Source organism: Enterobacter sp. LM3 (genome assembly GCF_046622475.1).
Classification (GTDB): domain Bacteria; phylum Pseudomonadota; class Gammaproteobacteria; order Enterobacterales; family Enterobacteriaceae; genus Enterobacter; species Enterobacter cloacae_P.
Window position 1 is genome coordinate 117067 of record NZ_JBJURN010000008.1, and the last position, 26171, is coordinate 143237.

Annotated in this window: 22 protein-coding genes and 2 pseudogenes; 10 read left to right on the forward strand and 14 right to left on the reverse strand. The window is 53.1% G+C overall.

Going from position 1 to position 26171, the window contains the following annotated elements:
- Positions 1–60 precede the first annotated feature (60 nt).
- Positions 61–4983 (reverse strand): Ig-like domain-containing protein, encoded by a 4923-nt coding sequence (locus tag ACJ9N4_RS11400; protein ID WP_411500499.1) that lies wholly within the window; start codon positions 4981–4983, stop codon positions 61–63.
- Between the two features lie 311 nt (positions 4984–5294).
- Between ACJ9N4_RS11400 and ACJ9N4_RS11405 the strand changes: the two genes are divergently transcribed.
- The 6 genes and pseudogenes from ACJ9N4_RS11405 to ACJ9N4_RS11430 all read left to right on the forward strand — a co-directional run.
- Positions 5295–5918 carry a response regulator transcription factor gene (locus tag ACJ9N4_RS11405; protein WP_182918350.1) on the forward strand — a complete coding sequence of 208 codons (624 nt, stop codon included), beginning with the start codon at positions 5295–5297 and terminating at the stop codon, positions 5916–5918.
- A 128-nt stretch (positions 5919–6046) separates the two neighbouring features.
- Complete coding sequence (locus ACJ9N4_RS11410; RefSeq protein WP_182918349.1) at positions 6047–6673, forward strand: response regulator; 627 nt, start codon at positions 6047–6049, stop codon at positions 6671–6673.
- Between the two features lie 26 nt (positions 6674–6699).
- Positions 6700–7461: a response regulator gene (locus ACJ9N4_RS11415; protein ID WP_411500500.1), complete on the forward strand. Its 762-nt coding sequence runs from the start codon at positions 6700–6702 to the stop codon at positions 7459–7461.
- 309 nt (positions 7462–7770) lie between these two features.
- On the forward strand, positions 7771–8244 hold the full coding sequence (locus ACJ9N4_RS11420; protein ID WP_196391299.1) for a GlcG/HbpS family heme-binding protein: 474 nt from the start codon (positions 7771–7773) through the stop codon (positions 8242–8244).
- 46 nt (positions 8245–8290) lie between these two features.
- Positions 8291–8983 (forward strand): outer membrane protein, encoded by a 693-nt coding sequence (locus ACJ9N4_RS11425; protein WP_196391298.1) that lies wholly within the window; start codon positions 8291–8293, stop codon positions 8981–8983.
- A 209-nt stretch (positions 8984–9192) separates the two neighbouring features.
- A pseudogene (locus ACJ9N4_RS11430) lies at positions 9193–9471 on the forward strand (winged helix-turn-helix transcriptional regulator); the annotation flags it as partial.
- Between the two features lie 29 nt (positions 9472–9500).
- On the opposite strand, the pseudogene ACJ9N4_RS11435 reads toward ACJ9N4_RS11430, so the two are convergent.
- Positions 9501–10037, reverse strand: a pseudogene (locus ACJ9N4_RS11435) (dihydrofolate reductase family protein).
- A gap of 138 nt (positions 10038–10175) precedes the next feature.
- Positions 10176–10928 (reverse strand): DeoR/GlpR family DNA-binding transcription regulator, encoded by a 753-nt coding sequence (locus ACJ9N4_RS11440; RefSeq protein WP_182920030.1) that lies wholly within the window; start codon positions 10926–10928, stop codon positions 10176–10178.
- 86 nt (positions 10929–11014) lie between these two features.
- On the opposite strand from ACJ9N4_RS11440, the gene ACJ9N4_RS11445 reads away from it, so the two are divergent.
- Entirely contained in the window at positions 11015–11599 is a 585-nt protein-coding gene (locus ACJ9N4_RS11445; protein WP_182271413.1) for a GDP-mannose pyrophosphatase, read from the forward strand.
- 82 nt (positions 11600–11681) lie between these two features.
- Positions 11682–12440: a trans-aconitate 2-methyltransferase gene (gene tam, locus ACJ9N4_RS11450; protein WP_182918345.1), complete on the forward strand. Its 759-nt coding sequence runs from the start codon at positions 11682–11684 to the stop codon at positions 12438–12440.
- Between the two features lie 77 nt (positions 12441–12517).
- Here tam and ACJ9N4_RS11455 read toward each other — a convergent pair whose 3' ends face one another.
- On the reverse strand, positions 12518–12961 hold the full coding sequence (locus ACJ9N4_RS11455) for a GNAT family N-acetyltransferase (RefSeq protein WP_182918344.1): 444 nt from the start codon (positions 12959–12961) through the stop codon (positions 12518–12520).
- A 118-nt stretch (positions 12962–13079) separates the two neighbouring features.
- Between ACJ9N4_RS11455 and ACJ9N4_RS11460 the strand changes: the two genes are divergently transcribed.
- Positions 13080–13628 (forward strand): GNAT family N-acetyltransferase, encoded by a 549-nt coding sequence (locus ACJ9N4_RS11460; RefSeq protein WP_411500501.1) that lies wholly within the window; start codon positions 13080–13082, stop codon positions 13626–13628.
- On the opposite strand, the gene ACJ9N4_RS11465 is transcribed toward ACJ9N4_RS11460, so the two are convergent.
- The 10 genes from ACJ9N4_RS11465 to sad form a co-directional block, all read right to left on the reverse strand.
- Positions 13616–14530, reverse strand: a complete 915-nt coding sequence (locus tag ACJ9N4_RS11465) for a bestrophin family protein (protein ID WP_182271409.1) — start codon at positions 14528–14530, stop codon at positions 13616–13618. The genes ACJ9N4_RS11460 and ACJ9N4_RS11465 overlap by 13 nt on opposite strands.
- 229 nt (positions 14531–14759) lie before the next feature.
- Positions 14760–16211, reverse strand: a complete 1452-nt coding sequence (locus tag ACJ9N4_RS11470; RefSeq protein ID WP_182918342.1) for a tagaturonate reductase — start codon at positions 16209–16211, stop codon at positions 14760–14762.
- 116 nt (positions 16212–16327) lie between these two features.
- Positions 16328–16855, reverse strand: coding sequence for a GNAT family N-acetyltransferase (locus ACJ9N4_RS11475; protein WP_182918341.1), 528 nt, complete (start codon positions 16853–16855; stop codon positions 16328–16330).
- Positions 16856–16937: 82 nt separating this feature from the next.
- Positions 16938–17903, reverse strand: coding sequence for a sensor domain-containing diguanylate cyclase (locus tag ACJ9N4_RS11480; protein ID WP_196391291.1), 966 nt, complete (start codon positions 17901–17903; stop codon positions 16938–16940).
- Positions 17904–17956: 53 nt separating this feature from the next.
- Positions 17957–18949: a sensor domain-containing diguanylate cyclase gene (locus ACJ9N4_RS11485; RefSeq protein WP_182274512.1), complete on the reverse strand. Its 993-nt coding sequence runs from the start codon at positions 18947–18949 to the stop codon at positions 17957–17959.
- A 188-nt stretch (positions 18950–19137) separates the two neighbouring features.
- On the reverse strand, positions 19138–20574 hold the full coding sequence (locus ACJ9N4_RS11490; protein WP_182271405.1) for a GGDEF domain-containing protein: 1437 nt from the start codon (positions 20572–20574) through the stop codon (positions 19138–19140).
- A 108-nt stretch (positions 20575–20682) separates the two neighbouring features.
- On the reverse strand, positions 20683–21045 hold the full coding sequence (locus tag ACJ9N4_RS11495) for a DUF4186 domain-containing protein (RefSeq protein ID WP_182918339.1): 363 nt from the start codon (positions 21043–21045) through the stop codon (positions 20683–20685).
- The gene (gene glsB, locus ACJ9N4_RS11500) at positions 21045–21971 is read right to left on the reverse strand and encodes a glutaminase B (RefSeq protein ID WP_182271403.1); all 927 of its coding nucleotides are present in this window, start codon (positions 21969–21971) and stop codon (positions 21045–21047) included. The genes ACJ9N4_RS11495 and glsB overlap by 1 nt, the downstream gene beginning before the upstream one ends.
- A 62-nt stretch (positions 21972–22033) precedes the next feature.
- Positions 22034–23623: a methyl-accepting chemotaxis protein gene (locus ACJ9N4_RS11505; RefSeq protein WP_182271402.1), complete on the reverse strand. Its 1590-nt coding sequence runs from the start codon at positions 23621–23623 to the stop codon at positions 22034–22036.
- Positions 23624–23804: 181 nt separating this feature from the next.
- Complete coding sequence (sad, locus tag ACJ9N4_RS11510; protein ID WP_411500502.1) at positions 23805–25193, reverse strand: succinate-semialdehyde dehydrogenase; 1389 nt, start codon at positions 25191–25193, stop codon at positions 23805–23807.
- Between the two features lie 99 nt (positions 25194–25292).
- On the opposite strand from sad, the gene ptrR reads away from it, so the two are divergent.
- Positions 25293–26171: a putrescine utilization regulator PtrR gene (gene ptrR / locus ACJ9N4_RS11515; RefSeq protein ID WP_182271400.1), complete on the forward strand. Its 879-nt coding sequence runs from the start codon at positions 25293–25295 to the stop codon at positions 26169–26171.

Here is a 26171-nt window from a genome sequence, read left to right on the forward strand (position 1 = left end):
GTATAAAACCGTTTTTTAAGGAGGCTCCCCCTCAGGGAGCCTCGTACTTCATGGGGATAATTAGTGATTCTGTAGCGTGACCGTGACTCCCATCTGAACGAGTATTTCGGTATTCAGGCTATCCATCTGGAAGGACTGATACTCCACTCCGCCAACGTTCACCGTGCCACCATTCGTCCAGTTGCCCGGGTCTATGTCGTTTGGTAACAGGTCACTCAGGTTGACCTGGTCACCCGCATCCCCTTTCACCATCATCTGGTTGAGCCCGTTATCGTGGAACAGGTTCTGAGACGCGTTTTCCAGGACATCACCGGCATTTAATGTCAGGGTGTTATCACCCGTCCCCGTGATGTCGATCACTTCCATTGACTGGATCTTGTTCCCCAGCGTGCTCAGATCGAGGTGCTGATCCGAGCCCAGTAATTTCAGGGTATCCAGACCTTCACCGCCCTGAATAATGGCCGAGCTCAGGCTGGTGACATCCGTCACCTGGTAGACGTTATCTGCCGCATCGCCGTACCAGACATCGCCCTGGTTATCCGCCAGGTAGTCACCCGGGGTCACCGTTTTGCCCGTGCCGCCCACGACCAGGTTATCGATGCTGAAACCAAAGCCGCGTGCCGTCGGGAACTCCTCGTGATGGATTTCCATGCGGTAAACCGGGTTATCCGGGCTGGAGAACGCGACCGGGAAATTACGGTTGTTGGCAAAATCATCAACAGGCACAGAACCAATCAGCTCGCCGTTAATGTCGTAGAAATTCACCACCGTCGAGTTACCCGCAAAGTTCGGGTTAAAGTCGAATTTGATGTCGCTGGCACCGTACTGGAAATCAACAAACATGCTGCCGCTCATTCCCAGATCTTGCTCGGTACCATGCAAATACAGACTGTTGCTGCCGCCAAATATCTGATTGGCAAACTGGTAATCATTGGTTCCGCTCGCCGGTGAGTGGGAGAAACGCATCCCGTGTACCCACTGACCCGCATCGATCGCTGTGAACTCGTCAGCCGACTCAAAGTTGTTGGTGCTGGTGAAATCGCTGGTGCGGTAATTCGAGCTGTTACCCGCCGCATCAACAATGGCTGCCCCGACAGGGATATCGGTATAACCGCCAGGCGGCAGGCTAACCGTCACGTTGCCGTTTGTGATATCAGCTGCGGTCAGCGTGTGCGTCACAGAGACATCACCCACCTTCACCACTACCGTGTCCCCTGCCGCGACATTGCTGCCAGGCAACGTCACGGTGACATCGTTACCGCTACGAACCACATCGGTTGGTTCATCTGGCGCAACCTGATCCACCACCACCTTTTGTGATGATTCGGTGTAGTTACCTGCCGCATCCACCACGCGGGTCAGAATGGTCCAGTCGGCGCTGTGGCCTTGCGAGTCCACATAGGCCCACTTATCGCCATCGACGATCGCTTCCTGCCAGGTTTTACCTCCATCAACGGAGACATAGACCTTTTCACCCGCTTCCAGCGCAGGCGAGAGATGACCGGTGATCACGCTGCCAGGACCACTGTTATTGGTGATGAAATCCGCATCGCTTACGCCGGAGTCTTTACTCAGGTTGTCAGCAACTGCACTGGCCGTTGGCGCTTCGGTATCAATGGTGATTTTCCATGAATCACCCGGCGCGCTTCTTACGCCTGTCGGGCTCTGGAACACCACGTTCATCTCCAGCTCGGTACCGTTATTTTGTGGCGGCAGCGTGTAGTTCCAGGTGCCGCCAGGGCCTACGGTGACGGAGTCAATCAGGGTCGTGCCGTCGTAAATAAACACGGCATCACCCGCCACACCGGTACCGTGCAGGGTCGGGGTGGTATCGTCCGTGACATCCGGGTTCGCCAGGTCGCCCTGAACCAGGCCCACGTCATCCGTCACGCCATCCAGCGAGCCGGTCGGTACGCGGGTATCCAGCGTCAGTTCAAACGGGGGCGTTGGTGCGCTATCACCCGTACCGGTATTTTCGGTCGCGGTGATCTGATACGTGCCATCAGCGGACAGCGCCGGGTTGAGGGTGTACTGCCATTGACCCGTGGTCGGGTCGGCAATCACGCTGTCAACCAGCTTGCCGTCAACGTACACTTTCACGATGGAGCCAGGCGTCGCGCGGCCCACAACCGTTGGGGTCGTGTCATCGGTGTGGCTGCCGCTGGCCAGATTGCCCTGAACGCTACCTTCATCATCCACAACGTGGCTGATGGAGATGCCGTTACCGCTGGTGTCCACGGTGAAGTGGATCGGGTCAGACGCCGGGCCGACGTTACCCGCTTTGTCTTCAATCGACACTTTCCAGGTGTAGTCGCCATCTGCCAGCGCAGGGGCCGGGGTGTAGCTCCAGTTACCGCTGCCATCAATCGGTACGCGTACGGTGGTGCCATCACCCAGATCGATAATCGCCGTACCGCCTGCTTCACCCTTCCCGCGATAGGTTGGGGTGTTGTCATCGGTGGTATCGTTATCGGCGATGATCCCCGGCGTACCGAAGTCATCCCACAGCTCAATGTCAGTCGCCTGACCTGGTGCAACGGAATCAATGTTAATAACCCACTCACCCGTCTCCGGGCTGCGGTTGCCGGTGGCATTTTCCGCGACAGCACGGAAGCGGTGCTCGCCCTGCGGCAGTGGGGTATCAAAGTCGATGGTCCAGCGTCCGCCAGTCACCACCGCGCTGCCGATCGGATTCGGGTTCGCGCCGTCGTACAGATAAACGGTGGTGCCATCCTGACCGGTCCCGGTGATGGTCGGCTTATCGTCGTTAGTGACGCCGTTATGCTGTACAGTGCCGGTATGCGACTCGACGTCGTCGATAACATCAGTGATCGCCGGAGCCGTTGGCACACCACCGGACTGCACGCTAAAGTCGAAACTGTCGGACGGTTCAGAACGCAGGCCTGCCTTATCCTCAGCAATAACGCTGACGTTATACGAGCCGTTAGCCAGCGCCGGAGACGGTTCCCAGGTCCAGGTACCGCTTTCCGTTGCGCGTACGGAATCCACCACGTTGCCGTTCACCACGATGTACACCAGACTGTTCTCTTCAGCGGTCCCGCTAAAGGTCGGGGTGCTGTCATCCGTGATCTCACCTGGCGTCAGGTTGCCGGTTTTGCCGCCCACATCATCGAACACGGTATCGATGGTCGGTTTGGCCGGAGGCGTGGTGTCGACAATAAAGCCAATCGGATCGGACGGTTCACTGGCGTTGCCCGCCGGATCGGTGATCACCACGACCGCTTCATGTTCGCCTTCCGCCAGAGGGTTTTCCGGGGTTACTTCCCATTTCCCGTCGTCACCTACGATTGCGGTACCCACGACTTCGTCGTCAATAATCAGCTCAACGGTTTCACCCGGCACAGCGCCTTCGCCACGGAAAACAGGCTGGGTGTCATCGGTGGTGTCACCGTTGTGAATTGGGCCAACGATCGGGTCGACGTCATCTTCTACCTCACCAATCACCGGCTTTTCTGGCGGCGTCAGGTCGACAATAAACTCGACAGGATCGGACGGCTCGCTGGCGTTGCCCGCAGGGTCGGTGATCACCACGACGGCTTCATGCTTGCCTTCTGCCAGTGGGTTTTCCGGGGTTACTTCCCATTTTCCGTCGTCACCCACGATCGCCGTACCCACGACCTTATCGTCGATAATCAGTTCAACGGTGTCGCCCGGCTCAGCACCTTCGCCGCGGAAAACAGGCAGGGTGTCATCGGTGGTGTCACCATTGTGAATTGGGCCAACAATCGGGCCGACGTCATCTTCTACCTCGCCAATCACCGGCTTTTCTGGCGGCGTCAGGTCGACGATAAACTCGATTGGATCGGACGGTTCGCTGGCGTTGCCCTCAGGATCGCGAATAACGACCTTCCCTTCATGGGAACCTTCCGGCAGCGGGTTTTCCGGGGTCACTTCCCAGTTGCCGTCTTCGCCGACGATAGCGGTGCCCACAACTTCATCGTCGACAATCAGTTCAACGGTATCGCCCGGGTTAGCGCCTTCGCCACGAAACACAGGCTGGGCGTCATCGGTGGTGTCACCGTTATGAATAGGACCCGTAACAGGACCAACGTCATCTTCCACGTCACCAATAACAGGTTTGCCCGGTGCATCGGGTGCAATGGTGAAATCAAACGGATCGCCCGGCGTACTGGTGCGGCCATCGGCACCTTTGCCGATCAGCACGATACTGTGATCGCCCTGAGACAGCGGGTTTTCTGGCGTCCACGTCCAGTTACCCTCGCTATCTACGCGGGTTTCGCCCAACTTGATGCCGTTTTCCCAAAATTCAACGGTATCGCCAGGGTGGCCAATACCGCTGAAGGTTGGCGTGGTGTCATCGGTCACGCCGTTTTGCGGGATCGTGCCGGTTTTGCTACCAAAGTCGTCGTGTACATTTTTCAGTTCAGGCGTCTGAACAGGCGCTGGCGTGACCACGCCATCGTCGTCATTGCCACCCTCTTTTCCACCACGGTTATGACGAACAATGGCCCCAATACCAATCGCCGCGCCAATAGCGGCTAACGCCCCCAGAGCCAGCAAGGCAGGAGAAAACGCGGTGCCCGCAACCGCCAGACCGTCAAGACTGGCAATAGCGCCAGCGCCCAGCGCATGGGCTGAGGATTCACCGTCCAGCAGGAAAGCAGCTTCATGATCGTCATCACCATCAGTGGCGATGTATTCGTGCCACTGGCCGTCTTCACCTTTACCCACCAGTTCACCGGGATTATCGAAATAATCTTCAATAATCAGCTGAGGCTGATCTTCATCGGTGCCTTCCAGCATGATGAACAGGTCTTTACCGACACGTTTCAGGGTAATGTTTTCTGGCGCAACGCCGTTCTCGCCTTCCGCAAGAATGTACTTCGCGTTAGGGATGGCTTTAATTTTGACTGCACTGCCAATTTTTTCACTGCGCAGAACGTCAGCTTTGACAATCGTGTCTTTATCAACGACTGCAATATTTACTGGTTTGAGATTCATTCGCTAAATTCTCGTGTAAATAATCGATCTGTGTCTGCGCAACGCGCCAGACGCACTTCCATACGGGATACTTTCCCTGGCTGACGCTATCTTCCGGTCTGACCGTCTGTGGCTTAATAAGACCTGTCGCAAACGGTCTGGATAAGCTTGTCAGGAGAAGTAATAAAAGGAATGGCCCGCTATCTGGCGGGCCAGACAGGGTTGCAATGATGGGGGGGAAATAAAATTTCAGTTAAAGACAAGTCTTAGCCCAATTTGCGTTGACGAGATGGAAAATAAATTTTTCCTTACCCGAATCAGGACAATCAGGAATGTCAGGCAAAAAAGTCATTGTCATGGACTCCAGCCCACTGCTTCGCGCTGGACTCCAGGGCTTATTATCAGAACAAGGCCATCAGGTTGTCGCGCAGTTTGGCACAATGGAAGAATTGATGGACAATATTTCATTGTTCAATGTCGACCTGGTCATTATGGAGCATCTGCAACAACAGCCAGACGTCTTTTCATCTCTGGCTCAGTTAATACAAAACATCCCTGTTACACAGGTATTGATTTTATCCTCATCATCCAGTGATTTTCACATTCAACTGAGTAAAAAGGCCGGTGCGGCGGGCTATCTCAATAAAAGCAGTGCGCTGGACAACATTGTCAGCACTATCGATAAGGTCGTGTCTGGCCAGTTCTGTTACGGCAATGAACTGAAAGTGCATCGAAAGAAATACCCGCGAGACGCCTCATTTTTATTATCGTTATCCCATACTGACATCTGTATCTTGCACTACATATCTGCTGGCTACAGCAATCAGGTCATTGCTGCGATGATGAACATAAATAATAAAAGAGTCAGCGCCTATAAAAAGCGAATCATGGCGAAATTTAAAATTTCCAAATTAACTGAACTGGTGGATCTGGCAAAACGTAATTATCTGTATTGAGCAAAAAACGTCCCGACAATCTGACTATCGACCACGCACCTCACGACGATAGCAGAAAGGAGAGACAGTGAGCGGTTTTTGAAAGTGACGCCGCAAAGAGGCATAGCCCATTAAAACAGGATGATAAAATGAATAGCGTATTAATCGTGGACGACCACCCGGTTGCCCGTCTGGCGGTGAGAATGTTGTTGGAAAAAGACGGGATGACGGTGATCGGCGAAACGGATGATGGCCTGAAGGCCGTACAGCAGGTACGCCAGTTACTTCCGGATCTGGTTATCGTCGATATCGATATTCCCTCAATCAATGGGATTAATGTTGTCCAGCGACTACGTGCGAATGACTTTAAAGGTGGGATCCTGTTTCTGACGGGAAAGGATGACGACCATTATATTAAGCGCTGTGCCGGAGCAGGTGCCGATGGCTTCATCAGCAAGCGCAATAATCTGTCGGAACTTCATGACGCTATCCGCGCTATCAAAAGTGGCTACGGTTTTTTCCCCATTAACCGCGCCCGCCAGAACGCCGCTGGCGATATTCCTCTGGACGACAAAGATAAAATCGCCAGCCTGTCTGAAAAGGAACTGCAGGTTCTGCACTTTCTGACAAAAGGGCATAAAGTTATCGAGATTGCCGTAAAAATGATGGTCAGCGATAAAACCGTCAGTACCTATAAACGCCGTATGATGAAAAAGCTCGATCTCCGGACGTCGATAGACATCTATAATTTCGCCCAACGCAACAAAATAGACTGAGCCAACATCCGACCTAAAAGGGTAACATGACGCCGATTCACCCACTGCGCATACTGACTGTAGACGATCACCCGGCAAACCGACTCCTGCTACGACAGCAGTTGACCCGACTGGGACATGAGGTTGTCGAGGCGGAAAACGGTGAACAAGCCCTTGAACGCTGTAGCGAACAGCATTTTGACCTGCTCATAACCGATTGTCAGATGCCAGTGATGGACGGACTGACCCTCACCCGGTTGTTACGAGAACGGCAGCAACAACCGTTAATTATTCTTGGTCTCACCGCGAATGCTCAGCCCGAAGAACATCGCCGTTGTATTGCCGCCGGGATGGACGACTGCCTTTTCAAACCACTCCACCTGAAGCAGCTGGAGGCAGGTCTACAACGGCTATCCCAAAAGGACAAATCCCCGGTTCTCGCTCACCCGGAGGGTCTTGCCCGGTTCATCAATCTGGATACCCTGCAGTCATTAACCAGCCACAATCCCCCCTTATTATTCACCCTGCTTAACACCACTCGAGATGAAAACCAACGCGACATGCAGTCTTGCCTCCCGCTGGCGTGCCAGGGCAAGTGGGCAGCGCTGGCGCATCGCTTACATCGCCTGGCCGGTGCCGCCGATATCATTGGCGCACATACGCTAGCACAACAGTGTCGCGTCCTTGAAAACGCATGCAAAACGGTGACGCTTCCCGTTGAGGCTGAAATTCTGCCTCGCCTCCAGACTCTGCTGACCACCCTGGCGGCGCTGAATCAGGCGATTTCGGTGTACACCACAACACGGTAGCCCCTCACGCGGGTACCAACCGGCTCCTGAGCCAGCACGGCATTTTTCACCGACAAGGACTACAAGCCTATAGTCCTTCCCTTACAAGCCTATCATCCTGCCCTCATGTATTTCACTACCATGAAATTTATATAGTAACCCCGTTGTCACCATGGCAGCGCTTTTAAAATAAAGAAGGTTGCCATGTTAAATAATTCATTTGAAACCACCACAACAGAAATACGTTTTCTTATCCTGATGCTCTTGCTGGTCAACCTCATGGGCATTTTATTTTTATTATTTACCCCTGTTAATTAAAAGGTATTCCTTGTGAAAAAAAGATTTCTTATTTTGCCTGTGCTCACGGCATTAACGATGACCGCTCACGCCAAATCGCTGACGCAGTCCACCTTGTCTCTGGAACAGGCTTCTGTACTGGCCAGTGAAGCCGTTAAATCGTGCAGTGCTAAAGGGTACAATGTCAGCGTAACGGTTGTTGATGCTGCAGGTGTCACCCGCGCGGTACAGCGTATGGATAACGCCGGCCCACATACCCTGACCGCCAGCTACCAGAAAGCATTCACCTCTGCCTCCAGCGGTGTGGCCACGAGCCAGCTTCTGGAAAACTCGAACAAGTATCCGGCAGCGAAAAATCTCGGCGATATTCCTGGCTTCTTATTATTAGCCGGCGGCGTACCGGTTAAAGAAAATAACACCACTATCGGTGCCATTGGCATTGGTGGCGCTCCGAGCGGTGATATTGATGAAGCCTGTGCACTCGATGCCATTAAAAAACTGCAATAAGTAAAGCGATTCACAATTTATTGGGAAAATAAAAAAGGACCTTATTATGAAAGTAACACCACGTGTTTTATTCGCCTCTGTGATTTCACTGTGCGCTTCCAGTCCATTACTGGCGGCTGAAAACGCTAAAGAAGGCTATTACGGTGCCCTGAACCTGATTGATACCCATCAGAAGGCAAAGAGCATGAATCTGAGCGAACGCCCGGGGATCGGTTCTTTTGTGCCCGGGGATGAAAAAGAGCACAAGCAGAACGGTTCCGTGGCTGTCGGCTATCAGTTCGGCAATAACTGGCGTACCGAAGCTGAATACGTTTTTAAAGAAAAGACGGAATTCACCAGCGGCTCTTCCACTTTTGCGACCAGTTTCAACCACATGAAGGTTGATTCTGAACGAGCAATGCTCAACGTTTATCGTGACTTTATGATTACCGATAAATTCGCCCTGTACGCAACCGCGGGTGCCGGTGTGGCGAAAGTGAAAGTGGGTGGCTGGCAGGGTAATGACAGCCGTGAGTTCGCCGGTAATACGCAAACCAACTTTACGTACTCTGTGGGTGCAGGCACCTCTTATGAAGTGATTGACGACCTGACGCTGTACGCCACTTATCGCTATGTCGATATGGGCAATATTGAAAGTGGTCGTAACACCTTTGTTAACGCCCGTGGTCTGCAGGATGAAAATCTGCGCGGCCGTCTGGTCAACAATGAATTTGTATTTGGTGTTCGTTACGTCCTGTAAAGCCATTTGACTGAGAGTTTCATCGCCCTCTTTTCAGGTATCTTTTCTCGCTCTCTTCATGTTTATGCCACTTTTTGCCTGACCTTATCGCCTTCCTGCCGGGCGGTAAGGTTTTTTTACACTCCAGCCATCCGCCGCATTGATGTTGCACGAACGGCTGCGTCGCCACACCTGATATTCCCCTTCTCTCTTACTCTGGGTAATTTTAACTTGGTCTGCTTTGTAAAATCCCCTATCAGGAAGAAGGTACACGTGAACGGTATGAGTATGTTCTTACAGCAAAAGGTCGTAGTCTTGCCCCAATTCTTATCTCTATGATGGAGTGGGGACATAAAAATATACTGCACGACACACCTCATATTGTTTTATCTGATAAAGAAAGTGGAGAAGTGCTGCGTAGCGCCTTTGTTACCGCATGCGGTAAGGTTGTTGATCCAAAAAACGTCCAGATATCAGTGTGTGACAGTCAATTCGGAAAGAAGCTTTGACCGGAAATTAGCATCCTCTGGATGTCTGTTTATGACATCACCCGATAGTGCGACTGCACCAGGCCCGAAGGGAAGCTGCGGCTTGATAATAACGTCAAATCGACATCCTGGAGCAGGTTTCCGAACAGCGGTTTTCCTGAACCGAGCAGGACAGGAACGGTAGTGATAACGATATCAGCGACCAGCCCCTCACGCAGGAACGACTGTATCAACTGGCCGCCATCGATATAGACGCGATGTACGTTTTGTGCCGCCAGATCCTCAATCACCTCCTTTGGTGCGCGGCGGGAGAACTGCACTTTTCCCTTAAGCGCCTCGGGCACGGGGGGATCGGTTAGCTGCCGGGAGAGCACCAGCACGGGCAGGTCATAAGGCCACTCAGCAAAGGTCAGCACCTTCTCATAGCTTCCCCGGCCCATAACGATCCAATCTTTGTCCGCGATGAACTCTGCTTAACCGTGATCTTCTGCCGGGTCATCGCGCTGCAACAGCCAGTCGATATCTCCATCCTGCCGGGCGATGTAGCCATCAAGACTGGCCGCGATAAAAACGTGTGTAGTGACCATCTGGTGCTCCGTATTCAGGTTGCATCTATCAAGTTGAGTCAGGTGATGTTGGTGAACCGCCCCACCCTCGCCGTACATACCGACATCCTGGCATCATACGTCACATCTCAACAGTGCGTGGAACTAAAACGGGTAGGCTTACATCACCACCGACACCCCCTTTCCCGTTATCGCGTTTATCCAGGCTTTATCGGTATCGTCTTCCACAACAATGGTATTAACCAGCGACAAATCACCAATCACAAACGATGATGCCGAATTAATTTTTTCCGGTGAAGCAAGAACTACGGTCTCTGCGGCTCTGCCGGAAAATGCGCGTTTGATGCACGCTTCTTCAAAATCACCGGTGGTAAGTCCGGTATCCGGGTGGATCCCTGTGACCCCCATGAAAAAGAGATCCGCATGAATATTACCAATGCCTTCAATGGCCGCCGCACCAACCGTCACAATCGAATGTTTGTATAAACGCCCACCAATGAGGATAACCTCAATGGCAGGATGATTAACCAACCCCAGCGCGATACCCGGGCTGTGCGTCACCACGGTAATATTCAGGTCAGAGGGTAAGAACGTAATCAGTTCCGATGTGGTTGTCCCTCCATCAATGATCACCACCTGGCCCGGAGAAATAAGCTGTGCGCCTTTACGAGCGACCCTTTTTTTCGCATCCATTTTCAGAGACTGCCGTTCTGCAAACGGTGCAATCGCCGAAGATGACGGCAGCGCGCCACCGTGTACACGTTGTAAACGCCCTTCTGCCGCCAGCTCACGTAAGTCACGACGGATCGTATCCTCAGAAACCGTGAAAAGCATGCTGAGCGCTTTCGACTGAACCTGACCTTCTGCCTGTAATTTTTCGAGGATTAACTGCTTTCGCTGGCTGGTGAGCATGATGTATTCCTGATATTGCATGTTTTATCTTGAATATGCACGATATTGCTGCTTATGATAGTTACTCTACGAAAGGAGGAACAAACGTGCAATCAAAACGTGCAGATATACGCATTATCGCGAATGAAACACTGTCTGATAACTGGTACATCCTCAAAAAATATACCTTCGACCAGCAACGCAGTGATGGTGAATGGCAGCGACAGAGCCGTGAAGTTTATGATCGGGGTAACGGGGCAACCATTCTGCTCTATAACCGCGACCAAAAAACGGTGATCCTCACTCGCCAGTTCCGCTTCCCTGTTTTTATCAATGGCCATGAAGACGATCTGATCGAAGCCGCAGCCGGACTGCTCGATAACATGGATCCGGAAAGCCGTATTAAAGCGGAAGCAGAAGAAGAAACTGGTTTTAAGGTCACCTGCGTTCAAAAGGTTTTTGAAGCCTATATGAGCCCTGGCTCCGTCACGGAAAAACTCTATTTTTATATCGCTGAGTACCATCCGCAGGATCGGTCGGGTAACGGAGGAGGCATCAAAGCCGAAGGTGAAGATATTCAGGTGCTGGAGTTACCGCTGGCAGAAGCATTACGGGGAATTGAAACTGGTAAGATAGTCGACGGTAAGACCATCATGCTGCTTTACCATATTGCTCTGAAAGGAATTCTGTAACCTTCACAACTTCAGATGCCTGCCACTGCGCAGGTGTCTGGCTGTGCTATTCTTGCTGAATAATGCAAAATGGAGAGGCAAAATGGCTGACTGGGATCCTTCTCTTTACCTTCAATATGCTGCCGAACGTACGCGCCCTGCCGCTGAACTGCTCGCCCGGATTTCACTGGATGAGGTGTCATCTCTGGTTGATTTAGGTTGCGGGCCAGGAAACAGTACCGCACTGTTAAAGCATCGCTGGCCTTCGGCACACATTACTGGCGTGGATAACTCGCCGGCGATGCTCGAAGAAGCACGTCGCACCTTTCCAGACTGTCACTTTGTCGAGGCAGACATTCGGCGGTACAAACCTGCTCAACCGCTCAGCCTGATTTACGCCAACGCGTCGCTACAATGGGTTCCTGACCATTACGATCTCCTGCCACACCTCGTTTCTTTGCTCCACTTAAACGGCGTGCTGGCGATACAGATGCCCGATAACTGGCTCGAACCCACGCACATCGCCATGCGTGAAGTCGCCTATGAACAAGGTTATCCCGATCGCGGCCGCGAACCTCTGCCTGGGGTGCATGCGTATTACGATATTCTTACGGATGCGGGCTGCGATGTGGATATCTGGCGGACCACCTATTTTCACAAAATGAGTTCGCATCAGGCCATTATTGACTGGGTCAGTGCCACCGGTCTGCGTCCGTGGTTACAGGAACTCAACGAGAGCGAACAGAAACATTTTCTGAAGCGTTACCATGAACTGCTGGAAGAGCAGTATCCGCTCCAGGAAAACGGGCAGATACTGCTGGCTTTTCCACGGCTGTTTATCATTGCTAAACGTCAGCCATGAGGCGTTTTTAATCCTGTTGGATGACCTGCGACTGCTGGTCATCATTACCTTCGTCAGGCTACATACGCTGGAAAGCATTACAGCGAAATGCGGTAACGAACGTAATCGTCGGCTTCAGCAAATTTGTCATAGAGTTTACGTGCGGGATTGTTCTGCCGGGTCATCCAGTAGAGTATTGCCCACCCTTCTCGCTTGCCTTCTGCCATCAGGGCATCGATTAATGCCTGCCCGGCTCCAGCGCCGCGTACTGCGGCATCGACAAACAGATCTTCCAGATAGCAAACTGGCGCTGTCGACCAGGTACCTTCGTGCAGAATGCACATGGCGAAACCCACAACCTTGCCGTCCATTTCCGCAACCCGGCAAAACAGAGACGAATGAGTCGTCGCCTGCGCCCTTTCCCATGTCGATGCAGTGATGGATTCATCGAGTTCACAGTCATAAAAATGGGTGTAACCGTCCCAAAGCGGACGCCACTGTGAATAATCTTCTGCGCGTAAAGCTCTTACCGTTATCGCCATTGTTACCTCTGCAAATTTTAGTCGTGAAGGAATGACAGCACACCGGAGACATTTGTGGTAATGATGAAAATAGCAGAAGGCAAACCAAAGCATAACGCTTAAAAAAGGAGAACCACGGATGACGATACCTGCACTAACGACAGAACGTTTATTGCTGCAACCGCTGGTTGCTGAAGATGCAGTCCAGATCCAGAAACTCTATCCACGCTGGAAAATCGTCCGCTATATGGTCTCCTCCGTGCCCTGGCCCTACCCGGAAAATGGCGCAGAGAATTACGTTAACAATGTTGCACTGCCGGATATGGCAAAAGGTATTGCCTGGTTCTGGAGCATCCGGCGGCGTGAAGCCCCGGAAGCGCTGATGGGGATTATCTGCCTGTACGATGTGGAAGATAACAACCGTGGATTCTGGCTGGCCCCCGAGTTTCAGGGGCAGGGATATATGCGTGAGGCCAGCATTGCGGCAACGGACTACTGGTTTAATACGCTGAATAAACCGGTGTTGCGCGCCCCGAAAGCGGTAGCCAACAGCCGCTCACAGCGTATTTCAGCCAGTAGCGGCATGCGGCTCATCAGGACGGAAAAGAAAGCGTACGTGAGCGGACTGCTGGATTCCGGGCTCTGGGAGATCACCCGTGAAGAGTGGAACGCCCGTTATGTCAGCTGATAATGCTTATCCGGCATAAGTCGCTCAGGTATCGCATCTTCATCGTTCATCTGTAACAGATCGCGTTCCATTGCGTTACAGATGGCGTCCAGCGGCAGGTCGTTATCTTCTGTACCAAACGGATCTTCCAGCTCTTCTGCCAGCGTATCGAGCGAAATAAAAGTATACGAAATCAACGCAGAGACGAACGGCGTCATGTAGTGCAGGTCAACAACCAGCGCAAACGGCAGCATGATGCAGAACAAATACACCGTGCGGTGCAGGATCAGCGTGTAGGCAAATGGTACCGGTGTTGTGGCGATACGCTCGCAGCCGGAAAGCACAGCTGACATGTCATTCAGACGATTATTCAGGCTGTGGAACAAAATATCGGACAGCTGGCCTTCGCGACGTCTTACCGCCAGCCACTCCCCCATGATCAGCAAAATGCGGTTTGCCGGAGAGTTGGCCTCCATTACCTTGCGTAACTGCGCGGCTGAAAGATAACCGGAAAGCCGGTCGGCCTGGGGCTGACGGCGAAGCGTCATGCGCAGACAGTGCGCAAAGGCAATTTGCAGACGGACAAACTCCCCCAGATGCGGATCGTCTGGTAACGTATTTTTTACCTCGCGAAACAGCGAACGCGCCGCTATCATCAGTTGCCCCCAAAGCTGGCGAGCCTCGACATAGCGCGAATAGCAGGCGTTGTTTTTGAAGCCAAGAAAAATCGCGATAGCCACGCCAAGAATACTAAACGGTGCGACGGTAAATTTGATACCTAACGAGGTATACCACGGCAACATCACGATCACGGCGATGGAAAGCAGGAAGTTAAGCAGTAGCCGGGTATAGATTTTGGGTAATACGGAACCGTGCCAGACAAAAATGAGTTGTAGCCAGTGCTGTTGAGGACGAACGATCATAGTCAGCTTCAGGAAAGTAAAGAGCGCGGCTATTAAACGTGATCCCCTTCACGGTTGCAAGCATGTTAATAAGATATTGCATTTCCTGACCTGGCTGGCGTAACGCGCACGGTGTTGCAGGTTTTTTTTAAAAACGCAGTAGTTAGTATGTTGTAACTAATCACTGCGCAAACAGATTAATGCAGAGGGAAAATCCGGCACAGGTTTCCCCCTCACTCTCAAATGAACGTTAGCAGAGCGGTTTAACCGCTTCACGCATGCCCTGATGCAGAATGGCATCAAGATCCAGCGTAACGTGTTCTACCAATCCGTTAACCTGGGTTAGATCGTGTTCCCAGTGCTCGCTCACGCTCAGTACCGACCTCACCAGTTCACTGGTGCTGATCTGCTTATCATGATGTTGCGTCCACAGCTGTTGATAACGCTCCAGCCAGTGCGCGTCATCCAGCACCGGATAGCTTTCACCGTTGCGCTCACCGCGATAAAACGCGATTAGCGCAGCCAGAGCAAACGTCAGGCGTGCCGGCAATTTACCGGTCGCCTTCTGCCCAGCCAGCAACTGCGGCAGAATACGTGTGCGGTATTTGGTCATCCCGTTCAGGGCAATCGACAGCAACTGGTGCTTGATGTACGGATTACAGAAACGACCGGTTACCGCGCGGGCAAAAGACTCCAGCTCGTCACGCGGCAGATCCAGCACCGGAATAATTTCCTGGTAAATGGCTTTTTCCACAAATGCGCAAACGTCTGCATCGTTCATTGCTTCCCCCACCGTATCCAGACCCGCCTGGAATGCCACGGGTACCAGCGCCGTGTGCGCCCCGTTCAGAATGGCCACTTTGCGTTCTTTATAGGGTTTGATGTCATCGACAATCAGCACGTTCAGCGGGTATTTATCCAGACGCAGTTCACTGGCAAGGGATTTTGGGCCCTGAATAACAAACAGGTAGAAGTGCTCGGCGGTATCAAGGAACCCATCGTGATAACCCAATGCGGTTTCCAGTTCAGCCACTTCATCACGCGGATAACCGGTCACAATACGGTCAACCAGCGTCGAACAGAAGCTGTTGGCGTCGTTCAGCCACCGGGTAAATGCCGCGGGTAACGCCCACTCCTGCGCATAACGTAGCACCAGCTCGCGCAGTGCATCACCGTTGTAGTCAATCAGTTCACACGGAATGATTACCCAGCCTTTATCCGTTGCACCGTTGAAATGACTGAAGCGCTCAAACAGCAGTCGCGTCAGTTTCGCCGGGTAGCTCACCGCGGGTGCATCATCAAAAGCGTCATCTGCATGATAGCTAATACCCGCTTCCGTGGTGTTCGAGAAAACAAAGCGCATATCTGGGTTGTGAGCCAGTTTCAGGAACTCGTCGTATTGGCTGTAGACGCTGATTTCACGGTTAACGGAGCGGATAAGACGCGCATCGCTGACCGCTTCACCCTTCTCGTTCAGGCCACGGATGATGGTGGTGTAGAGCCCGTCCTGCGTGTTCAGCGACGGCGGAAAGTCGCTCTGAATGGGGCGCACAACCACCACACCGGCGTTAAGATCGGTATGTTGGTTTAACAGGTCGATTTGCCAGTCTATAAACGCTCGCAGGAAATTGCCCTCACCAAACTGAATGATACGTTCAGGGTAGAGAGCGCCGGGGAAATCACGACGGTTAAGAGTGTTCACAATGAGATCCTTTATTATTGGTCATACATCTTGATAGTATTGGTGTAATAACTTATCAAAACTGTACGACCAGAACCCCTGTTTTGATCAACTCATGACATCATTGTGAAAAATAATCATAACAGCTTGTAGAACACGGACGTTGCTGTCATCTCGCCATCTGGCATCAGTGCGTAACAGGGGATCTCCCCCACTTTTTGCCAGTCGGCACGCTGGTAGAACCCCTCCGCACCGCTTCCGGTAGAGGTATCCAGCACCAGCACAGAGATACCCTGGGCTCTGGCCAGGGCTTCTAGCGCTTTCATAAGCGCCATTGCCACGCCTTTGCGTCGTGCTTTTTCATGCACCAGCAGTTTTGCCACATCCGCACGGTGCGGCTGGTTTTCCGGCTGTTCGGTGATCAACTGCACTGTGCCAATAACGCCGTCCTGCGGATCGATGCAAGCCAGCACGGAGCGCTCATGACTCCCTACACGCTCGGCAATGCCGCGCCAGAATGTACGGGCTTTCTCCGGGCTAAAGGGCAACATAAAACTGACAGATGCACCGCCGTTTACACAGTTTTCGAGAATGGCGGCGAGTGCATCAATGTGAGTGAGAATATCTTCCCGGGTGAGGTTTTTGATTTGCAGTGAGGTATTCATTGATGTTCCTTACGTTGAATTCCCTCACTTTGCATTTAACATTTTTGTAACGCAATCATATCTGCCATAGGCTTTTACTATGTCACCCTGCAGGGTGGTGCTGGCGTTTCATATCATGCATTTTTTCTTCGGCATCTTTTAGCCACTGTGACAGGTCATTGTCGTTATGATTGAATTCACTCAATCCCCATGAAAACCGTAACGACCACGGATGCAGCTTTTGCGCGTTGTATGCTTCTACCTGTTCAATCAGATACTGCATGGCAATCCAGGCTCCCTGCTCATCCGTATCGGCAAACAGCACGGCAAATGTATCGCCACCGAAGCGCACCAGCAGGTCAGCCTCACGGAAGGAGGAACGCATCAGCTGGGCCATCGCTTTCAGGGCGTTGTCGCCTTCTTCCTGCCCGTAGCGGTCGTTAATTTCTTTGAAGCGGTCCAGATCCAGCCAGCACAGGGTTAGAGGCTCGGCCCGGCGTTTGGCCACGGAGAGGGTAAACCGGGCAAACTGGTTAAAGCCGCGACGATTAGACAACCCGGTCAGTTCATCCGTTGTAACCGCACTGATTGCAGCAAATGCATCTTCAGCCAGCGCACTAAGGTCAGCCAGCACCGACAAATCGGCCGCAGAAAATTCACGAGGGGCATAATCAATGAGACACATTGACCCCACACGCATGCCATCGCGCAAACGCAGCGGAATACCGGCATAAAATTTGACGCCCGGTTTTCCAGCCACCAGCGGGTTATCAGAAAAACGGGCATCCTGTTGCATATCGCCCACTACCAGCGGCGCATCGCTCAGGATCGTATGCCCACAAAATGAGATGTTGCGGGGAATGACATCGGGGGTTTCACCGTCAGCTGACTTTACGATCAGCGCATGTTCATCAATAACATTGATCATGACCAGCGGAACCTGAAAGAAGCGTTTTGCCAGACGCGTCAGCCTGTCTAACGTCGGGGAAACGTCAATATCCAACAGCCCAGATTCGCGTAGCGCGAGCAGGCGTTTCGCTTCGTTCACAGGAATTACAGGTGATTTCATAACGCCTCCAGACGCATAGCTTTCTTAAAAGCGTAGCTTAAACAGAGACATTGTCAGTGTGCGAATATTCTGTTCTTGCCATCCCGCTTGGCGCGGTACAGGGCGTTGTCAGCCGCCTGCAGCCAGTCAGTTACGCTTCCCATTTCACGCGTGGCACAGGCAATACCAATACTGAGCGTACAATGCACAGTCTCCTGCGCCACATCTTCCATCACCGCAGCCGCGTCCATAATGCGCGTTGCGACGACATGAGCCTCTTCAATCGTGGTATTGGGCAACAGGATCACAAACTCATCGCCTCCCAGACGCGCAGGTGTATCCGTCGGGCGCGTTGCCAGATGCAAAATTTGCGACACGGCCGCCAGCATTGTATCCCCCACTTTATGACCAAAACGATCGTTAACGTATTTGAAGTTGTCGATATCGATAAACATTAAGGCCGATTCACGGCACGTCTGGCGAAGTTTCTTGAGTTCATGGTCAATACGCTTTTCCAGCAGACGACGGTTAGCGATATCCAGCAGCGGATCCATCATCGCGATCCGTTCAAGCTCGCGGCTCTTGACCCGCAGACGCAGCGCAATGCTGTCCGTTAACACGCTCAGAGCAATAAGATAAATGGTGATCAGGGGTAGCGTGGCGAACATCGTACGTTGAGAGACAATCATATCCACCGCCATTCCCTGCGTCAGCCAGCTGGCAAGAAAGGTGACAAGCATCGTGACAGCCGCCTTTTTCATCAACGTAAAACCCCCTGCGGAAAGGCGGTCGGCAAGCAGTATTGTGGCAATCACCACCGACGGCAGAGGATCCACCGCCATCATGGCGATCCAGAAACCACCGGCCCCGGCGTCCAGCACCAGGTTTTGATGTTCTGTCACCAGCGGAAGCGCTGAATTTCGCGAACGATACCAGGCCAGTGTCGGCCAGATAAACGCATTCATACCCAGCAGAATCATTAACCAGACTGAACGCTGATGTTCAATTAACACGGAAAGGATGGGGATAAAACAAAGAAACGTACCAAGAATACGCATCAGATACATACGTTTGACAAACCGGCTTCCTGGTACGCGAGGGGTTTTACAGAGTTTGTCAGTTCCATTCATGCTGCGATTTTTCCGATATATTTCTTCCGGTATCTTATTGAGCTTAAAAATACGTAGCAAGGAATTTATTTGCTGATTTTTAACAGCCATACCGCGCCCAGCCTGAAGTGGTTACGTTTACACCGCTACGTTTCAGTTTCGGTAGTCACAACAATTTGTTCGTCAGGCAAACGGGCACGGGTACAATTCCGCCCTGCTTTTTTCGAACGGTAGAGATAATCATCCGCTTCCGCCATCAGCCTGTTAAAGACTTCCGTCAGTTGCCAGAATTCCGACTTCCCGCTCCCCAGACCAATACTGACCGTCAGAAACAGCGTTTGCTGCCGCCAGATAAACGGATGATTTGCTATTGTGACTCTGATGCGTTCAGCCAGTTCAAAGCCGTGCTGCGCATCTCCGGTGTTCACGACTACGGCAAACTCTTCGCCCCCCATTCGTGCCACCAGCCCGTCCTCACCGACAACCTGCTGAACCTGTTGGGCAAAAACCGCCAGCACGCGATCGCCACACTCATGCCCGTAGTTATCGTTGATACTTTTAAAATAGTCGATATCCAGCAACATTACGGTCAAAAAACGGGAAAACCTGTGTGATTCTTCCTGTTTCAGCGCTTCATAAAGCCCTGAGCGCGAATAGACATGGGTCAGAAAGTCATAATCCGCCCGCAATGAAACCTGGCGGATCAGCGAATTTATTGCCGCCACACTCACGGACACCATCACCGGGCAAATGGCCATTGTGGCGATCCCAAGACGCGCAGAGAACATCATCGGTGTCGACAAAGGCGTGGCCACGGCAATATTAATAATGGAATTAGCAACCAGGATGATCTCCGCGGCCCCGGTGACAAACGTCAACAGGCAGGTCGCAGGCAAGGAATAACGCACCGCACACCAGATGAGCGCGGGCAGAGGGAATGCCAGGCTCCCCGCCCCGCCAATCACGACTGATGCCGCCACCGAAATAATCAGCGCCACAATCGGCAAGAGGCGCTCCAGGTGTAGCGTAATTTGCCGCACGGGCATCCTCACCGTCAGCATACACGGCACAATCAGTACCCCGGTCGAGAACTGCTCGCCAAACCAGTCGGCAAACAGGGGCCAGAAGGTGTGGTTATCAATACCCACCGAGCCCAGCGCCCCCAGCAACGCACACAGCAATGCCGCCATCAGGCAGTAATTAAACAGACGCAGCGCGTTAAGGGGATCGGGCTTTTCCATTCGCCGCTTGTCCCGCAAAACCAGTAGCGCGACAGTGACGATGAAAACCATATTTGACAGATTAATGACCAGCGAGGCTATTCCCCAACTGGTGGTGACCGCGTCGTACATCAGCATGGCAACATACGACGTGGCATAGTAATGCAGACGATTCAGATAAGCATAACGGGCAAATACCCCGGCCATCACGCCATTCAGCGGCCAGAAGAGAGACAGCGCTTCCACCAGCCGTAATTCAGCACCGACAAAATAAAACAAGGTGGTGAGGAGAAAGATACCCGCCGCATTCCGTAGCGGACTTTCTGGCTGGAAAAGCTTGATGGCAGAGATAGCAGAACGCATTAAATATCAATCCATATAATTACTTATGGTAATTATTTGCGGTCATCAGCGTGAATGTACGTAATTTAGCATGCATATATAACACATTGACAACAGGATCATAACTCATCAATTTTGGGTGTTCATTTGCAGCACCAGCCAGTGATGGATCACCCCAACGATGTAATGCTGTTGCTGTGCACTGAGCGGGACGCCCTGCGGGATATTGTGCCATTTAGCCAGACAGCCACGACAGCAGGTGGCGGTGGCATGCTGGGCGATAAATACCGGGTGACCGCGCATCGGTGTCTGTTTCCCGTCATTCGCCGGATGCGCAGGAGCAAGACGCTGAGCAATAAAATCGGCGGCGTGCTGGTCAATGGTTTCCGCCCCTTTATCCCAGCAGTATTGCCGTTCCTTGTGCCCTAAGCGAAACCGCGAGCGAAAGGTCGAGCGTGCCAGGCGGGAAAATAGCGCTTCCAGAGCCGACATCAGTAGACGGAGCGTCCCAGACGCTGGGTCAGTTGCTCCAGCACCGTCACACCGGCCAGCGAATTTCCCGTTTCATCCAGCTCCGGGCTCCAGACGGCAATCGCCATTTCATGCGGCACAATCGCCACCACTCCACCACCGACGCCCGATTTGGCGGGCAGGCCAACGCGCCAGGCAAACTCCCCGGCGTTCTGATACATCCCGCTGGTTGCCATCAGGGCATTCACCTGGCGAGCCTGCAGGGGAGAGACGACTTCCTGACCGAGATGCGGAGCATACCCCTGATGCGCCAGGAACAAAAAGGTCTGCGCCAGTTCAACACAGCTCATTTTCAGCGCGCAGTAATGGAAGTAGTTTTGCAACACGGTCGCGACATCGTTATGGAAATTGCCAAAAGATTTCATCAGCCACGCGATGGCCGCATTGCGGGCAGAATGTTCAAATTCCGAGCGAGCCACAACGGTATCGTAAGCAATATCCGCAACGCCCGAAAGCTGGCGCACAATTTCGAGCATTCTCTGACGAGGAGCGCTGAGACGGCTTTGCAGCATATCGCACACCACCAGCGCCCCGGCATTGATAAAGGGATTACGCGGTTTACCCTGCTCCATTTCGAGCTGAAGCAGCGAGTTAAATGGCTGACCGGAGGGATCTTTGCCCACGCGCAGCCAGATCTCGTCTTCCTGATACTGGCGCATCGCCGCAACCAGACTCAGCACTTTCGAAATGGACTGAATAGAAAAACGTTCGGTCGCGTCACCGGCCTGGTAACGCTGCCCGTCTACCGTACAGATGGCAATGCCCAGCTTATTACCGCTGACAGAGGCCAGGGCCGGAATATAGTCGGCAACCTTCCCTTTTCCGAGTAATGGGCGAACCTGCGCCAGAATCTCGTCCAGCATCTCATTATGGATGACCGCAGCCACACTTTGCTCCTTGCCCTCAGGCTAAAACGGGCTGCGAGTATAACAGACGCTTATATGTTGCGTCAGGCGGTAAGGCGAAAACGCGAAACGGCCTGCAACAAAAGATCGGACTCTTTATGCAGACGTTCAGACGCATCCGACGCGTCAGAAACCAGCGCATCGGTCTGACGGGACACCTGATTTAACGCCTGGAGCTGGCGTGTCATCTGATGAATGCTCTCGCCCTGGCTCAGGGTGGCCGTTGAGATATCATTCAGCAAACTGCTTAAATTACCCACCAGCCCGGTCACCTGTTGCAGGTTATCCTCCAGGCGATTAACCGCTTTTGAACCGTCTTCAATACCCTGCAGGGAATGGTTAATCAGCTCCTGAATGGTCTGTGTCGAATGACTGCTCTTTCTGGCAAGCAGACCGACTTCCCGGGCGACGACGGCAAACCCGCGCCCCTGGCTCCCCGCGTGTGCCGCTTCAATTGCCGCATTCAGCGCCAGAATGTTGGTCTGAAATGCCACGCTGTCGATCATCGCCACGATCCCACGCATCTCTGAGGATCGGTCAACGATCGCCTGCATGGAGGCATTCACGGTAGACATCATCTGGTCACCGCCCGCCGCAGCCTGGCGGGCTTCATCTGCGCGCGAACTGGCAAGCTTCGCATAACCGGTATTGCCCTCAACGTGGGTTTCCAGCGACGCAATATGTGCCGTGACCTCTTCCAGCTCTTTCGCCTGCCGTGCCGACTGCTGATACAGTTTTTGATTACCCTGCGCGAGAGAACCAATATTCTCGACCATCGAGGTCGTGGCATCGCTGACCTGCGTCACCAGCTGCTGTAACCCGTGCTGCATGGTGGTAATACTGGCGCTGAGCTGCCCAATTTCCCGGTTAAAGCGCATCACCCCTGGCGGAGTAGCGGAGAGATCGCCTGCAGCCAGCAGGTTAATATGTGCAATCAACCGACGCAGCGGTGTAATCACCCATTTTGCCATCCCGAACCAGACCATAATGGCAATTGCCAGCAGCACAACCGGTGCAAACAGGAATAACGTTTGCAGACCTGAAAGCTGTTCCAGTAACGACTGTCGCCCTTTTATTGCCTGCTTCTCGCTGAGCTGCTGATACCGCGCATAGTTGTCGTTAAAGTCAGTCTGAAAGGCCTGAGCAGGTACGGCAAAAAAGGCGTCAATGGAGTTGTTTTTGGTAAGCCCTTCCGCCTGCTCTTTAATGGCATCGTAGAAAAGCTGATAACTATTTACCAGCGCATCGTCTTTCGGTGGATGGAGAGCCAGCCAGGCATTCCACGCTTGCTGAGAGGCATCCAGGGCTTTTTGCGCCTCGTCCATCAGGCTATGCCAGCTCCCCTCAGAGCCGGTCTCTTTATCCTGCATAAAATAAACACCGGAGCGGTTTAGCAAATCGCTGGCCGCCAGCAGGGAAACACGCGCCAAATCCAGCTTGCCCTGCTGCTGATAGGCCAGTTGATTATGTTGTTCATTGCGTTGAGCTTCTTTCAGGGAGCCGGTCAGCAAAAATGAGGAGGAAAGTTGCAGTGCGGAGAAAAGTCCAATAATACAAAAAATACCGACCAGCAGACCAAACTGACGTGGGATGATACGCTGCGCAATACGGCAAAAAATTTGCGTTAGGTTCATAATTTTCTTCTGTAACAATACGTTAGACGCGAGCGAGTCTACGAAACGAAAATGACAGAACCATTGCATAAAAATGACAAAGGCCTTCGTGTTGAAGGCCTTCTTTACCGGGTGGTGACTTCATTTTACCCGGCCGACAAAACCGTCGGCCCGTGTAAGTGCAGCACCGCCAGGCGGGGAATTACACCCGGTCTTTCCACACCGTCTGCACATTACAGAATTCGTGCAAACCGAAGTGAGAAAGTTCACGACCAAAGCCGCTCTTCTTCACGCCACCAAAAGCCACCCGCGCATCGCTGGCGCTATAGCCATTGATAAACACCCCGCCGCACTCCAGTTCGCGGGAGAATTTCTCCGCAAGCGTTGTATCCGCAGTAAAGACCGTGGCAGAAAGGCCAAAGTCACTATCATTAGCCAGCTGCAACGCATGCTCTGCATCTCTGGCAACCGTAATGGCCGCCACCGGGCCAAACAGCTCCTGACGAAATGCCGTCATATCAGGGGTGACATTACCCAGCACGGTTGGTGCGTAATAGTTACCGTCACCGGCAATTTTCTCTCCACCCAACAGCAACGTCGCCCCTTCCGCCAGCGTGGCCTGCACCTGCTGATGCAGCTCATCACGCAGGTCAAAACGTGCCATAGGGCCAATATAGTTCTCTTCCCGATCGGGTTCGCCCATTTTCAGCGCCGCAACCGCCGTGACAAAACGCTGGGTGAAGGCATCAGCAATCCCCTCTTCTACGATGAAACGTTTTGCTGCCGCGCACACTTGCCCGGTGTTCTGGTAACGCCCGGCCACTGCCGCTTTCACGGCCAGCTCCAGAGAGGCATCGTTCAGAACGATAAAGGGATCGGAACCGCCCAGTTCCAGCACGCATTTTTTCAGCGCTGCGCCCGCCTGCGCACCAATTGCCGCCCCGGCACGCACGCTGCCGGTCACGGTAACCGCAGCAATACGGCGATCGTTAATCGCCTGACTGACACCCTCGTTTGTCGCATTAACCCAGCCAAAGACGCCTTGCGGGAAACCCGCATCCGCAAAAACCTGCGCGATAAGTTCCGCCGAGCCGAGAACGTTTGGTGCATGCTTGAGCAGATAGCTGTTCCCGGCCAGTAGAATGGGTACTGCACCACGCAGCACCTGCCAGAGCGGGAAGTTCCACGGCATGACCGCCAGAATTGGCCCCAGCGGTCGGTACTCGATGACCGCATTGTGGTTTTCCACCAGGGTTGCTTCTGCGTGCAGCATCGCCGGGCCGTGTTCGGCATACCAGTCGCACAGGCTGGCAGATTTCGTCACTTCCGCACGCGCCTGCAGAACAGGTTTGCCCATCTCACGGGACATCTCCTGCGCCATCTCTTCTGCGCGGTTACGTAGCGCTGCACCGAGATCGCGCAGTTTCTGCGCCCGGTACGAAACGCTTTCATTTCGCCACTGACGAAAACCGGCATCGGCCTGCGCAACCGCGCGTTCAACTTCTTCGGCAGTCGCCCACGGATAAGCGGCCAGCGTAACGCCCGTCGCCGGGTTAACAGACAGAGCATGTGTAACAGAGGAATATGTCATGGTTATCTCCACGCAATAACAGTTGATTCATTGTGGCGCACTCTGCTATTTCTTAAAAATGAATAATACTAACCACCTTATTCACGAATCGAGAATACTATGGACTTAACTCAGCTTGAAATGTTTAACGCCGTTGCGCTCACCGGCAGCATCACCCAGGCCGCGCAAAAAGTGCATCGTGTTCCGTCAAACCTGACGACCCGCATCCGCCAGCTTGAAGCCGATCTCGGCGTGGAGCTGTTTATTCGCGAGAACCAGCGCCTGCGTTTATCGCCAGCCGGGCACAACTTCCTGCGCTACAGCAAGCAGATCCTGGCGCTGGTTGACGAGGCGCGGATGGTCGTTGCCGGAGATGAACCTCAGGGGTTATTCGCCCTCGGCGCACTGGAGAGTACCGCCGCCGTGCGCATTCCTGAAAGTCTGGCGCAGTTTAACCAGCGCTATCCGCGTATTCAGTTCGCCCTCTCAACCGGCCCATCCGGGACGATGATCGACGGCGTACTAGAGGGAACCTTAAGCGCTGCATTTGTCGACGGACCGCTGTCGCACCCGGAACTGGAAGGAATGCCGGTCTACCGGGAAGAGATGATGCTGGTCACACCCGCCGGGCACGCGAACGTGACGCGGGCCATGCAGGTGAGCGGCAGCGATGTGTATGCCTTTCGCGCCAACTGTTCTTATCGCCGACATCTGGAGAGCTGGTTTCATGCAGACCGGGCAACGCCCGGGCGCATTCACGAAATGGAGTCGTATCACGGGATGCTGGCCTGCGTCATTGCTGGCGCAGGCATTGCGCTGATGCCACGTTCCATGCTGGAAAGTATGCCCGGTCATCACCAGGTTGAAGCCTGGCCACTGGCAGAAAACTGGCGCTGGCTGACCACCTGGCTGGTATGGCGTCGCGGGGCAATGACCCGTCAACTTGAAGCTTTTATCGCGCTGCTAAACGAACGTCTTCACCCGGTGCCTTCTCCATAA

Coding starts and splice junctions, on each gene's coding strand:
- ACJ9N4_RS11400 (WP_411500499.1), bottom strand. CDS start 4,983: ATGAATCTCAAACCAGTAAATATTGCAGTCGTTGATAAAGACACGATT.
- ACJ9N4_RS11405 (WP_182918350.1), top strand. CDS start 5,295: ATGTCAGGCAAAAAAGTCATTGTCATGGACTCCAGCCCACTGCTTCGC.
- ACJ9N4_RS11410 (WP_182918349.1), top strand. CDS start 6,047: ATGAATAGCGTATTAATCGTGGACGACCACCCGGTTGCCCGTCTGGCG.
- ACJ9N4_RS11415 (WP_411500500.1), top strand. CDS start 6,700: ATGACGCCGATTCACCCACTGCGCATACTGACTGTAGACGATCACCCG.
- ACJ9N4_RS11425 (WP_196391298.1), top strand. CDS start 8,291: ATGAAAGTAACACCACGTGTTTTATTCGCCTCTGTGATTTCACTGTGC.
- ACJ9N4_RS11440 (WP_182920030.1), bottom strand. CDS start 10,928: ATGCTCACCAGCCAGCGAAAGCAGTTAATCCTCGAAAAATTACAGGCA.
- tam (WP_182918345.1), top strand. CDS start 11,682: ATGGCTGACTGGGATCCTTCTCTTTACCTTCAATATGCTGCCGAACGT.
- ACJ9N4_RS11455 (WP_182918344.1), bottom strand. CDS start 12,961: ATGGCGATAACGGTAAGAGCTTTACGCGCAGAAGATTATTCACAGTGG.
- ACJ9N4_RS11460 (WP_411500501.1), top strand. CDS start 13,080: ATGACGATACCTGCACTAACGACAGAACGTTTATTGCTGCAACCGCTG.
- ACJ9N4_RS11465 (WP_182271409.1), bottom strand. CDS start 14,530: ATGATCGTTCGTCCTCAACAGCACTGGCTACAACTCATTTTTGTCTGG.
- ACJ9N4_RS11475 (WP_182918341.1), bottom strand. CDS start 16,855: ATGAATACCTCACTGCAAATCAAAAACCTCACCCGGGAAGATATTCTC.
- ACJ9N4_RS11480 (WP_196391291.1), bottom strand. CDS start 17,903: ATGAAATCACCTGTAATTCCTGTGAACGAAGCGAAACGCCTGCTCGCG.
- ACJ9N4_RS11485 (WP_182274512.1), bottom strand. CDS start 18,949: ATGTATCTGATGCGTATTCTTGGTACGTTTCTTTGTTTTATCCCCATC.
- ACJ9N4_RS11490 (WP_182271405.1), bottom strand. CDS start 20,574: ATGCGTTCTGCTATCTCTGCCATCAAGCTTTTCCAGCCAGAAAGTCCG.
- ACJ9N4_RS11495 (WP_182918339.1), bottom strand. CDS start 21,045: ATGTCGGCTCTGGAAGCGCTATTTTCCCGCCTGGCACGCTCGACCTTT.
- ACJ9N4_RS11505 (WP_182271402.1), bottom strand. CDS start 23,623: ATGAACCTAACGCAAATTTTTTGCCGTATTGCGCAGCGTATCATCCCA.
- sad (WP_411500502.1), bottom strand. CDS start 25,193: ATGACATATTCCTCTGTTACACATGCTCTGTCTGTTAACCCGGCGACG.
- ptrR (WP_182271400.1), top strand. CDS start 25,293: ATGGACTTAACTCAGCTTGAAATGTTTAACGCCGTTGCGCTCACCGGC.